This is a genomic window from Oceaniferula marina (assembly GCF_013391475.1).
In the GTDB taxonomy this organism is placed as follows: domain Bacteria; phylum Verrucomicrobiota; class Verrucomicrobiia; order Verrucomicrobiales; family Akkermansiaceae; genus Oceaniferula; species Oceaniferula marina.
The window spans coordinates 960,933-972,630 of the sequence record NZ_JACBAZ010000001.1 but is presented as its reverse complement, the minus strand read 5'-3'; the positions used below and the strand labels follow the sequence as shown (position 1 = coordinate 972,630).

Genomic DNA, 11,698 nt, shown 5'->3' with positions numbered 1-11,698 from the left:
TAGGTCTAACTATGCCGTTTGCGCAGGTGCGACGGTAGAATCCCCAGCTGGTCGCGGTACTTGGCGATGGTTCTGCGGGCGACTTTGATGCCTTTGCTGTGAAGATGTTTTTCGACCGCTGTGTCCGACATCGGTTTGGCTGGGTCTTCGTTGGTGACGAGTTGTTGGATGGCTTCTCTCACTCCGGTGTTGGAGATTTCCTGTCCCTCCTGAGTGGTGTAGCCGGAGGTGAAAAATGAGCGCAGTTCAATCAAACCATGGGGGGTAAGGATATACTTGCCTGCGACGGCCCGGGAGATGGTAGCGGCATGCACGCCGATGCTTTCTGCAATGTCGTGCATCGTCATCGGGCGAAGTTTACTTCGGCCGTGGGCAAGGAAGTCTGTTTGGCGCTTGATGATTTCCGTACCAATTTTGAGTAGGGTTTCCTGGCGCTGGCTAACTGCGCTAATGATCTGGCGTCCTTCGTGGATATGATCGCGGAGGTACTTGCGGGCCTTCGGGTCGCTGTTGAGCTTGGCGAGAAGGTCTTTGTAGTGATTGCTGATGCTGAGTTTTGGCAAGTGGTCCCCGGTGAGTTGTGCGTAGAAGTGGCCATCGCTGTCTTGCTTGAGTTCCAGGTCGGGAGTGACATGTGGGTTGGAGGTGGCATCGAAGGCGGCACCGGGGTCGGGGTTGAGTAAGGCGATGCGTTCTGCTGCCCGGATAACGGCTTCCTGAGAGACCCCGAGTTCCCGGGCGATGTCGCCCAATTTGCGCCGCGCGAGTTTGTTGAGATACTGGTCGACGATGCGGCTTTCCAAGGAGCCTCCCCGGCCGAGGAGTTGCAGTTGGAGTAGGAGGGATTCGGTCAGGTTTTCCACAGCCACACCCGCAGGGTCAAAGCCTTGAAGCAGGCTTTGGGCAGAGCGTAGCTCTTTCAGCGTGAACGTGGATAAGGGGGCCAGGGTTTCGAGGGGATCATCCAGAAACCCTCGGTCGTTGATGCAGCCGATCAGGTATTCGGCGGCGGCCTGTTTTTCTTCTCCTACTCCAGCCCGGTTGAGTTGGTCTAAAAGGTGTTGTTGCAGGGTCAGGGGGGCAACAATCGAGTTGTAGAGAAACTCCCGGCGTTCTTCGTCGTCGGCGCTGGCTTGATGGGTGCCGTGGGTGAGGATTTGTTCTTCGCGCCAGGTATCATCAAATTCGGAAAGGTTCTCGTAATCGTGTTCGGCATCCGGCGGAGTGATTTCCTCGAGGTGCTCCGAGTCTTCCTGAATTTCCAGGGTGGGGTTCATCTCAGCAACCTGATGCAGTAGTTGGCTCAGCTCCAGTGTATTCGCTTGTAGGATCTCCAGGCTTTGCCGCATCTGGGGCGACAAAGTTTGCTGTTGGGACATGCCTTGCTGCATGCCATGCTGGATTCCTGAACTTGCCATTGCGGGTGGTTGGCTCTCGTTGCTGCTGCGAGAACAAAGGCAATCTAGGGAGGGCGAGAGCTCTTGGCAATCACCATGTAGCAGATTTTATGCCATGTTTCGCCTTAAAGGTCGAGTTTGCCCCGCTGGCGATTATGCCTTGGGTGTAGCCAGGGTTTTCAGGCATTGTGAGGTCGCAAACAGCCCGACGGTGGCAGTCATGTGGGTGATGCTGCCAAAGCCGGAGGCGCAGTTGAGTCGGTTTCCTTGTTTTTCCCCTGAGCTTGGACGATTGATGGACACGCTGCCGTCACACTGGGGAAAGACCGGGGATTCGGGAGAAAAAACGCAGGGGATACCAAACTTTTTGGCTTTGATCTTTTTTTGGGGATCTCCACCGGCCGGGAATCCGTAATTGCTGCGCAGGTTTTTGCGCACCTGATTGAGCAGGGCGTCGTTGTAGGAGCGAGAGAGATCGTCGATTTTGATTTGGGTGGGGTCGGTCAGCCCTCCGGCGCCTCCGCAAGCGACGACTGGAATCTGGCGCTGGTGGCACCCCGCGAGCAGGAGGCATTTTGCCCGCACGTGGTCGATGGCGTCGATGACGAAATCGAATCCACTGTCGAGGATTTCATCGGCATTACGTTCGCTGAAGAAAGTTTCCAGACAGTGGATTTGACAGTCGGGGTTGATCGCCTCGACGCGTTTGGCCATGGCGGCTGTTTTTTGTCGGCCGATTTCGCCATCCATGGCGTGGAGTTGGCGGTTGATATTGGTGATGCAGATCTCGTCGAGATCGATCATGGTGATGTGGCCAACTCCTGAGCGAGCCAGAGATTCGACGGACCACGACCCGACTCCTCCGATGCCGACGACGCAGACACGGGCTTGTTGAAATTGCTCGAGGGCGGGTTCTCCGTAGAGTCGGGCAATACCGCCGAACCGGGGTGATGACTGGGAGTTCATGCTTGATGGGGTGGAGCGACTGCTTACAGGATTCCCTTTTGTTGGGCGAGGCAGATGCAGGCGTGAATTTTGAAATCGATAAGCATGTCCGAGGCCTCTTGTTCCGCCAACCAGTTGCTGATCTGGTCAAAGGGGACGTGGTGAACCGTGATGTCTTCGTGTTCGGTTCCGCCGCCGCTATGTTCGCGAACCAGTTGGGTGGCGGCATAGAAGTGGGTGGTTTCCGAGGTCATTCCTGCTGAGGTGGGGGAACTGAGCAGGTGGGTGACGCTTCCTGCGCGGTATCCGGTTTCCTCAAGCAGTTCACGGCCTGCGGTTTCGGCTAGGGATTCATCCACAAATTCAGGTTCATCGCCAACGAGACCTGCCGGGATTTCGATTACGGTTGCGTCCATGGGGAAGCGGTATTGTTCGACCAGGACCAATTGGCGGTCATCGGTGATGGGGAGGATGCCGACGACTCCGGTGGAGTTCGGGCGTGCTGCGAACTCCCATGTGTCTCGGGAGTAGAGTCCGAGGTAGCTTCCCTCGGCGAGAGTTTTGACGGATGATGAATTCATCGGTGATTGCTTGATCGGGTGAGGTGGCGGATTGCAGGTAGGGCTGATTGGCCTCAATCAGTCGCCGGCGCATCAGCTTCAACGGGTGGGCGCTTAGTCGGTTTCTTTGCGCATGTCCAGGGAGAGGAGTTCTTTGAGGACGGAGCTAGCCGAACGGTTTTCGTAGAGGATGGAATAAACGGCATCGATCAGTGGGGTGCGCACTCCTGCATTGCGGGCGGCCCGGTAGATGGATTTGGTATTGGGCACGCCTTCGGCGACCATGCCGAGGTTGGCAATGATGTCATCGAGTTGTTGGCCTTCGCCGAGGGCCTTGCCCACCCGGTTGTTACGTGAGTGGGACGAGTAGCAAGTCACCATGAGGTCTCCGATGCCGGAGAGCCCCATGAAGGTTTCGGCTTGTCCTCCCAGGGCGGTTCCGAGTCGGGTCATTTCGGCCAGACCGCGGGTGACGAGGGCTGCGATGGCGTTATCACCGAGTTTAAGTCCGGATGCGATGCCTGCAGCCAGAGCGAAGACGTTTTTGATAGCTCCGCCGAGTTCCATGCCAGCCATGTCATCGCTGGTGTAGCTGCGGAAGAAAGGGGTGGAGAAGATGGACTGAAGGTCGGCTGATAGCTGCTCGTCTTTGGAACCAATGACTGCGCAGGATGTCAGGGCAAGGGAGACTTCCTCTGCGTGGTTGGGGCCGGAGAGAACGGCGAGTGGGTTGTTGGGGAAATGCTCGCGGATGATTTCGCTCATGCGCGTCCCGGTGTCGTGTTCGATACCTTTGGAGCAGGACATGAGCACGGTGTCTTGGGGGACCGGATGAGCGGCCAGAGCTTCGACGGCTTTGCGCATTCCCGATGTGGGGATGACAAAGAGGATGAGGGATGCATCCAGAGTGGATGTGAGCTCGGTGCTGGCCTGAATATTGTTCTGCAAGCTGAGGCCCGGCAGATAACGCTCGTTGCGGTGTCGGGTGTTGATGTCTTCGGCGACATCGGTTTCGAGTCCGATCATGGTGACCTGCTGGAAGGTGTGGGCGAGCAGGGTTCCGAGGGCTGTGCCCCAAGAGCCGGAACCGAGGATGGCGACTTTTTCAGTGGATATCATGGCTGAGATAGAGGTGAGAGGGCTGGTTTACTTCTTTTTTTTCTCAAAGCGGTGTTCGGTGCCATTGAGAAGGTTTTTGATGTTCGAGCGGTGCCGCCAGGTGGCGAGCAGGGCGATCACGATGGAGAAGATGAAGAGTGGCTTGTTCCAGTTTCCGTCAGGAAATTTACCGTGGAACCACGAACCGAACAAGGTGATGAACGGCAGGCTGAGGGCTGCTCCGATGCTGGCAACGGACACGTATTTGGTGGCGTAGAACAGCGCGACCCAAACGAGGATGAGAATGAGCACGCCAGCCGGCATCAGGGCGATCAGGGCTCCGGCCGAGGTTGCGATGCCTTTTCCTCCTTTGAAGGCAATCCATGGCGAGTAGTTGTGGCCAAGGATGGTGGCGAGAGCTGTCAGGATGTGGAGTGCTTGAGCTTGCCCCTGGGTGGTTTCATGGGCGAGGGGGCTGAGGAAGCTGAGGCCCATGGCTCCGCTGGCACCTGCATAGGTAATCAGGCTGATACCAGCCATGGTGGGGATCAGGCCCTTGAGGAGATCGAGGATGAGGCAGGTGATGCCGTATTTTTTTCCGACGACGCGCAGAACATTGGTGGCGCCGATATTGCCGGAACCGTGTTCGCGGATGTTGATGCCTTTGGATTTGGCGATAATCAACCCGAAGGGGATGGAGCCGATAAGAAAGGCAAGCAGTGGTGGTATCCAGAGAGGTGTCATGATGGTGTAGGCGGGATGCTAGTGCTGGTGCCGGGGAATGCCAATCCGTAAATGTGTAAATGGGAGATTCGAGAAGGCGTGGAGAAGCTAGTGGTAGGGAATGGCTTAAAACCCGGGGCGGAAGCTATTTCGCTTCTCATTTTTCGTTGGGTAGGCTAGGGCTTGCGCGTGAACGAGACGTGTGTGATTGATGCTTCTGATCCGTCGAAGCAAAAAAAGGTGGTTCAGCAGGTGGTAGACTTGCTGCATTCAGGAGAGGTTGTGGCCTTGCCTACGGAGACGGTTTATGGGCTGGGAGCGGATGCTTTGAATGCGGATGCCGTGGCCAAGGTGTTTGCTGCGAAGGAACGCCCTGAATTTGACCCGCTGATCGTGCATGTCGGCTCGTATGAGCAGGTGGCAGAGGTGGCGGATGTTCCGGAAGAATTGGAGACGGTGGTGCAAAAGCTGATGAAGGCTTTTTGGCCTGGTCCCTTGACCTTGGTTTTACCAAAAAAATCCTGCGTGCCGGATATCGTGACCAGCGGCTTGCCCACGGTGGCGGTCCGGATGAGTGGTCACCCGATCATGAAGGCCGTAGTCAGAGGCTTGGGGAGACCGATTGCGGCACCGAGTGCCAACCGGTTTGGTCGTATCAGTCCGACCTCGGCGTCGGCTGTGGAAAAAGAGCTTGGCGGGAGGATCCCGGCGATTGTTGATGGCGGGGCGTGCCGCGAGGGCTTGGAGAGTACGATTATCCGGCCTGAGGCTGGTGAAAAGCGACCGGTGTTGCACCTCTTGCGTGCGGGGCCTGTAACCAAGGAGATGTTGCAGCGATTTGGCAAGGTGGAGCGCCCCAAACGGCGGCTCTCCAGAAAAGATCGGGCCCAGGCGAATCCAGAGGCGACGCAGCAAGCGCCGGAGGTTCCCGGGCAGTTGGCAGCGCATTATGCTCCGAGGACCCCGCTTCGGGTGCTTCGAAATGCGGCGGAATTCAAACCTGAGGCTGGCAAGCGTTACGCCTTGCTGAGTTATTGTGGGTCGGAGAAGGCGGGTTTTATTCAGGCTCATGCCTGGGATGTGGTGGAGGAGCTTTCTCCAGGAAATGGCAAACTGGCTGAGGCCGCGGTGCGTTTTTTCTTTGTGTTGAGGCAATTGGATGAATCCGGGGTGGATGAAATCATTGCCGAGCCGGTGTCTGAAACCGGTCTGGGCGTGGCGATCATGGACCGGCTTCGCCGCGCTTCTTATGGCTCTCAGTCCGGGGCGGGTGGCGACCAAACCCGGAGCTAGTGGTGAATTAAGCTGAGCGTGCCCATGTTGAAATCCTTGATGCAAGTATCCGGTTTTACCGCTATTAGCCGGGTGCTTGGTTTTTTGCGGGACATTCTGATTGCCCGCTATCTTGGTTCGGGTCTGCTTGGTGATGCTTTTTTCTCGGCGTTTCGTTTCCCCAACTTGTTTCGGCGGATTTTTGGCGAAGGTGCTTTTAATGCGGCCTTTGTGCCGATGTTTGGCCGGAGGTTGGAAAAAGAGGGCGAGGAGCCAGCGATGGCTTTTGCTTCGAATGCCTTTTCGACTCTGCTCGTGATGCTTGTGGTGGTCACGGTGGTGGCCATCCCCTTCATGTCCCAGATCATGGGAGTGGTGGTTCCTGGATTTAAGGCGAAAGTCGAGATGCCGGTATCGGCGGTGGAGACTCCGGAACGGGAGTCGTTCCAGTTGCGGGTGGACGGCATGAGGGATGTTTATTTTCAGGTGCCGAAGGGATCTGAGGGTGCGGTTCGCTTTGAAAACCTGAGGTATATTGAAGAAAAGCCATCGAAGGTGCCTCGGTTTATTGGCGCGGGTGAGCGCGGCGGAGCTTGGGAGATTGAGCAGGTGGCGCATGCTTATGATTTGCAGGAAGCCAAACGGGCGAAACGTCAGAAGCGTGATCCTCACCCGTCGATCGAAGGCTTTGCCTCGGATGCTGGTGTTTGGAAGGTTACTGGCGATGGTATTGTGCACCTCCGCTTGCCATCAGACCATGGGTTTGGTTGGTTCGAGGGGGAGCTTGTCCGCGTGCCGGGCGCGGATCCCGCTGCTGGCGAGATTCGGATGTTTCGCAATCACCCGGATACTTTTCAGCTTACGGTCCGCTTGTCCCAGATCACCTTCAGTTATCTGTTGTTTATGGCCTTGGTGGCTCACCTGAGTGGCGTTCTTAATACCTTCCGAATTTTTGGGGTGCCGGCGGCGGCTCCGATTTTACTGAATGTGGTCTTTATCGCGGGCTTGGGTATTTTTGTCGGGGCGATGAAGTCTGAACTTCCGGCGCACGTTTGTGCCTGGTGTGTGGCGGTGGCCGGGGTGCTGCAATTTGTCATGCTTTACGGTGCGTGTCGGCGCAATGGTTACCAGATCAAGGTGCACAAGCCGGTTCTGGATGGCTCGATCAAGCGTCTGTTCCTGTTGATGGGGCCGGGTATTCTGGCTGCCGGCATCCAACAGATCAACTTACTGGTCGGAGGGATTATCGCCTCCTTCCAGCAGGGCGCGATTTCCTGGCTGTATTATTCGGACCGGGTTTATCAACTTCCCTTGGGGATGATTGGGATTGCTCTCGGGGTGGTGTTGCTACCTGAGGTGACGCGTTTGGTTCGCCGGGATGATGCGAAAGGGGCATCGGACAGTATGGTGCGGGGCATGGAGTTAGGGCTTTTGATTACTTTACCTGCTGCGGTGGCGATGTTGGTGATTCCGGTTCCGATCATCTCGGTGCTTTTTCAGCGTGGTGAGTTTACTCCGGATGATGCCATTCAGTCCGGGTTGGCATTGCGCGGGTTTGCTCTCGGGCTTCCCGGCTATGTGCTGATCAAGGTGCTACAGCCTGGCTATTTTGCCCGGGAAAACACCAAGTCGCCGATGATGATGGCTGCGGTGACCGTGGTTGTGAATATCGTGGTCAGCTTGCTGTTGTTCGGGCCTCTTGGGCACGTTGGTATAGCGATTGCGACTTCCGTTTCGGCCTGGGTGAATGTGGCCTTGTTAGCGAGGGGCTTGCGCGGCTTGGTTCACCCCGGGAGGGAATTTTGGCAGCGATGTGTGAGGATATTGGCTGCCAGTATGGCTATGGGGGTGATCGTCTGGTTTGGTTTGCAACTGGTCGGTGGGTGGCTGGAGGCTGCCTTTTGGCAGCAGTGTGTGGCATTGGGTCTCTTGGTGGGACTGGGCTTGATTGCCTATGCTTTTCTTGCCTTATCGTTAAAGGCCACCAGCCTGGCCGAACTGAAAGCCGGATTTAAACGAGGGTAACGAACTCATTCACACAGCAGAACGATTGATGAAAAAGCGTGTATTACTATCATGGAGCAGCGGCAAAGATTGTGCCTGGGCCTTGCATGTTTTGAAGCAGGACCCCGAGGTGGAGCTATTGGGGCTGTTTACCACGGTCAATGAAGCCTTTGACCGGGTGGCGATGCACGCGGTTCGGAATGAGTTGGTGCAAGCTCAGGCTCAAAGTGCCGGTTTGCCACTGGAATTGATCCCGATTCCTTACCCATGCACGAATGAAGACTACGAAGAGCGGATGGGGGACTTCGTTTCCAGATGTCTCGAGCGTGGCGTGGAATACATGGCTTTTGGGGACCTCTATCTGGAAGATGTACGTCAATATCGCGAGAAACAACTCGAGGGCTCAGGCATTCAGCCGATGTTTCCGATCTGGGGGCTGGATACCAAAGAGCTTTCCCAAGAAATGCTGGCGTCGGGCTTGCGGGCGATGATTACCTGTGTTGATCCGAAGCAAGTTCCTGTGGAGTTGGCAGGCAAGGAATATGATGCCGATTTTCTCAGTCAACTCCCTGATGGTATGGACCCCTGTGGTGAGAATGGGGAGTTTCACAGCTTCTCCTTCGACGGGCCGATGTATGAAAAGCCCGTTCCCTTTCACTTGGGTGAGGTGGTCGAGAGAGAAGGATTTGTGTTCGCGGATCTGCTGCCAGGGGCCTCATCTTGAACGATCTCGCGCCTGCCCATGTGGCAGGCACATGGGCTCTATGTCGTGCTCAAGCCGCTCGCTATTTCTTTTTCCCCCAGGAGTCGCGTAGGGCGACGGTACGGTTAAAAACTGCTTGCTCGCCCGGGATGTGATCCTTGAGCTCGGCGCAGAAATAGCCAACCCGCTCAAACTGGTAGACGTCGCCGGGTTGGGCATCGTTCAGGTTAGCTTCGAGCTTGGCGTGTTTGATGATGTTCAGAGAGTCCTGATTCAGGCAGCTGAGAAAGCCTCCTTCTTCGCCGTCCGGATTCTCGGCAGTGAAGAGTCGGTCGTAGAGACGGATCTCGGCATCGACGGCTGTTGCTGCATCCACCCAGTGGATCGCGGCTCGGCACTTGATGCCCTCCGGTGGGTTTTGGCCGATGGTTCCCGGGATAAACTCGCACAAGACTTCGGTGACTTCACCGGCGTCATTTTTTTCGTATCCGGTGCAGGTGATGATATAGCCACCACGAAGTCTGACCGAGCGGCCAGGGCCGAGGCGGAAAAACTTCTTCGGCGGGTCTTCCATGAAGTCGTCTCGTTCAATCCAAAGCTGTTTGCCCAGGCTCACCTGGCGGGTTCCAGCCTGTTCATCGGCTGGGTTGTTTGGGGCCTCGACTTGTTCGACATGCTCGTCGCTTGGCCAGTTGGTGATGGTGACTTTCAGCGGGTCGAGTACGGCCATGCGTCGCTCAGCCGACTGGTTGAGCTCATTGCGGATTTCGTCCTCGAGAATCGACATGTCGGTCACGCTGTTGACTTTGGTGATCCCGACCCGTTTGCAGAAGCTACGGATGGCTGCTGGCTGGTAGCCGCGACGGCGCATGCCGGAAACGGTGAGCAGACGGGGGTCATCCCAGCCACTGACGTGGCCGTCGTTGACGAGTTGCAGGAGCTTGCGCTTGCTCATGATGGTGTAGCTCAGGTTCAGGCGGGAGAACTCAATCTGGCGTGGGGTCGCAGGAACCGGACAGTTCTCGATAAACCAATCGTAGAGCGGGCGATGATTTTCAAATTCGAGGGTGCAGAGCGAATGGGTGATGTGTTCGAGCGCATCTTCGAGCGGGTGCGCAAAGTCGTACATCGGATAGATGCACCAGTCGTCACCGGTATTGTGGTGAGTGGCGTGCATGATCCGGTAGATTACGGGATCGCGCATGTTCATGTTCGACGAGCTGAGGTCGATTTTTGCACGCAGCACCATGGAGCCGTCGTCGTAGTCGCCGGCTTTCATTTTTTCCAATTGCGCCAGGCTTTCTTCGGCCGGGCGATCACGGAAGGGGGATGGGGTTCCCGGAGTGTTGACGTCGCCCCGGTTGGCTTTCATTTCCTCGGGTGACTGCTCATCGACGTAGGCCTTGCCTTCCTTGATCAGGTGCACGGCGTAGTCGTAGAAAAAATCGAAGTAGTTGCTGGCAAAGTAGAGGTGCTCGTCGGGCGCGCTTTCGCTTCCCCAATCGAATCCGAGCCAGCGCACATCGTTTTTGATGCTTTCGACGTATTCGCTTTCTTCTTTTTCCGGGTTGGTGTCGTCGAATCGCAGGTGACAGCGGGCATCGACGCCTTGGTTTTCCTGGGCGATGCCGAAATTGAAGCAGATGGATTTGGCGTGGCCGATATGGAGGTAGCCGTTCGGCTCCGGTGGGAAGCGGGTGATCACGGTTTCGTGTTTCCCACTGGCCAAATCCTTGGCGATGATATCGCGGATAAAATCGAGTTTTTCTGGCATCTTGCTGTCCTTGCTCATGTTCGGCGGATTTCTACGCTGGGTAAAGGGAAAGAAAAAGCCGTAAAATCATGGATGTCGGATTTTTTTGCCTGTGGCGAGGAATGAGGGGCCCTCGGATGGCGAGAGGGTGAGGTTTGCTTGTGCAGTTGAATAACTTGTACCCAGAGGTTACGGGGGCGAACCACTTGTCTCAACCGCTGGATTTTCCTACATACTCAGGTGCATCGTCGATTTTATCTGTTGGTGAATCCATGGATCGATGCAAATCAACATCACGAATACAATACGAATAATAAGATGAAACTGAAATATACAATCACCGCTTGCTGCATGGTGCTTTCCGGCATGATGTCAGTGAACGCGGCGGTATCATTAACCAATGGTAGTTTTGAAACCGCTACCGATGATACCTATAATGGCTTCAATTACAACCGGACAACAACCGTTGACGGTTGGACAATCGGTCGCCCTGGTTCGCTATGGGATGTCGCCCGTATCAATCAGGCATACTGTGATGATGCGAGTGTGCAGACCGGACCATTGAACGGCGGTGCCGGGATGTGGATCAGTGGAGTTGGCGGTTCTTTGAGCCAGGACACGGGTACTAGCTTTGCCTCCGAAGGTGCTGGGGACTATCTGTTTACTCTGTCAATGGGACAGAGTTCTAACTTTACAGGAGTGGATTCAATTACGATTGCCTTGGTTGCTGATGGAGGCGCCGGAGCTGTCTTGAACTCGAATGTGATCACGACCTTGAACCCAGGAGATGATCTGTCAGATTTCTCTGTAAGTTACACAGCTGACGGAACCGAAAGTGGAAATGTTGGTGTTGTGATTACTTCGGGGGCAGATGATCTGTCTGGTGTTTATGTCGTAGATAATGCGCGCATTGGCTTCACCGCCGTTCCCGAACCAGCTTCTGCGGCCTTGCTCGGACTTGGAGGTTTAGCGCTGATCCTGCGTCGTCGTAAGTAAGGATTTGGTAAAGATTCAAAGGTTCCCCTTTTTGTGTATGGAGAGGGGTGCCTTGGATTTTGTAACAATCAAGCCGGATTCGGAGCTTCTACGGATCCGGCTTTTTGATCCTGTTTTTTGGTCGTTTTGTCCAAACGGCCTACTGATTTTGAGGGGGTGCCATGAGGAAAAAAGACTTCGATAGCCACGGTGGTGGAGCGAAGGTGAGTGGATGTAAGACCTTCCATGATGGAGGGTAAAAATATAC

The 11,698-nt window shown here is 55.6% G+C and carries 11 protein-coding genes; 4 read left to right on the top strand and 7 right to left on the bottom strand.

Annotated elements, in window-relative coordinates; genetic code table 11:
• Window positions 1-5: 5 nt before the first annotated feature.
• The 5 genes from rpoN to plsY form a co-directional block, all read right to left on the bottom strand.
• Window positions 6-1,418: an RNA polymerase factor sigma-54 gene (rpoN, locus tag HW115_RS03895; protein ID WP_178931248.1), complete on the bottom strand. Its 1,413-nt coding sequence runs from the start codon at window positions 1,416-1,418 to the stop codon at window positions 6-8.
• Between the two features lie 132 nt (window positions 1,419-1,550).
• Window positions 1,551-2,363 (bottom strand): tRNA threonylcarbamoyladenosine dehydratase, encoded by an 813-nt coding sequence (locus HW115_RS03890; RefSeq protein WP_178931247.1) that lies wholly within the window; start codon window positions 2,361-2,363, stop codon window positions 1,551-1,553.
• A 23-nt stretch (window positions 2,364-2,386) separates the two neighbouring features.
• Complete coding sequence (locus tag HW115_RS03885; RefSeq protein ID WP_178931246.1) at window positions 2,387-2,923, bottom strand: NUDIX hydrolase; 537 nt, start codon at window positions 2,921-2,923, stop codon at window positions 2,387-2,389.
• A gap of 93 nt (window positions 2,924-3,016) precedes the next feature.
• The gene (locus HW115_RS03880; RefSeq protein WP_178931245.1) at window positions 3,017-4,021 is read right to left on the bottom strand and encodes an NAD(P)H-dependent glycerol-3-phosphate dehydrogenase; all 1,005 of its coding nucleotides are present in this window, start codon (window positions 4,019-4,021) and stop codon (window positions 3,017-3,019) included.
• A gap of 27 nt (window positions 4,022-4,048) precedes the next feature.
• Complete coding sequence (gene plsY / locus HW115_RS03875) at window positions 4,049-4,744, bottom strand: glycerol-3-phosphate 1-O-acyltransferase PlsY (RefSeq protein WP_178931244.1); 696 nt, start codon at window positions 4,742-4,744, stop codon at window positions 4,049-4,051.
• 168 nt (window positions 4,745-4,912) lie between these two features.
• Here plsY and HW115_RS03870 point away from each other — a divergent pair, with 168 nt between their 5' ends.
• The 3 genes from HW115_RS03870 to HW115_RS03860 are packed head-to-tail and all read left to right on the top strand — an operon-like array spanning window position 4,913 to window position 8,723.
• The gene (locus HW115_RS03870; protein ID WP_178931243.1) at window positions 4,913-6,016 is read left to right on the top strand and encodes an L-threonylcarbamoyladenylate synthase; all 1,104 of its coding nucleotides are present in this window, start codon (window positions 4,913-4,915) and stop codon (window positions 6,014-6,016) included.
• A 24-nt stretch (window positions 6,017-6,040) separates the two neighbouring features.
• Window positions 6,041-8,020: a murein biosynthesis integral membrane protein MurJ gene (gene murJ, locus HW115_RS03865; protein ID WP_178931242.1), complete on the top strand. Its 1,980-nt coding sequence runs from the start codon at window positions 6,041-6,043 to the stop codon at window positions 8,018-8,020.
• Window positions 8,021-8,045: 25 nt separating this feature from the next.
• Window positions 8,046-8,723: an adenine nucleotide alpha hydrolase gene (locus HW115_RS03860; protein WP_178931241.1), complete on the top strand. Its 678-nt coding sequence runs from the start codon at window positions 8,046-8,048 to the stop codon at window positions 8,721-8,723.
• A gap of 61 nt (window positions 8,724-8,784) precedes the next feature.
• On the opposite strand, the gene HW115_RS03855 is transcribed toward HW115_RS03860, so the two are convergent.
• The gene (locus HW115_RS03855; RefSeq protein WP_178931240.1) at window positions 8,785-10,494 is read right to left on the bottom strand and encodes a glutamine--tRNA ligase/YqeY domain fusion protein; all 1,710 of its coding nucleotides are present in this window, start codon (window positions 10,492-10,494) and stop codon (window positions 8,785-8,787) included.
• 279 nt (window positions 10,495-10,773) lie between these two features.
• On the opposite strand from HW115_RS03855, the gene HW115_RS03850 reads away from it, so the two are divergent.
• Complete coding sequence (locus HW115_RS03850) at window positions 10,774-11,451, top strand: PEP-CTERM sorting domain-containing protein (protein WP_178931239.1); 678 nt, start codon at window positions 10,774-10,776, stop codon at window positions 11,449-11,451.
• Window positions 11,452-11,519: 68 nt separating this feature from the next.
• Here HW115_RS03850 and HW115_RS03845 read toward each other — a convergent pair whose 3' ends face one another.
• Window positions 11,520-11,678 carry a hypothetical protein gene (locus tag HW115_RS03845; RefSeq protein ID WP_178931238.1) on the bottom strand — a complete coding sequence of 53 codons (159 nt, stop codon included), beginning with the start codon at window positions 11,676-11,678 and terminating at the stop codon, window positions 11,520-11,522.
• Window positions 11,679-11,698: the final 20 nt, after the last annotated feature.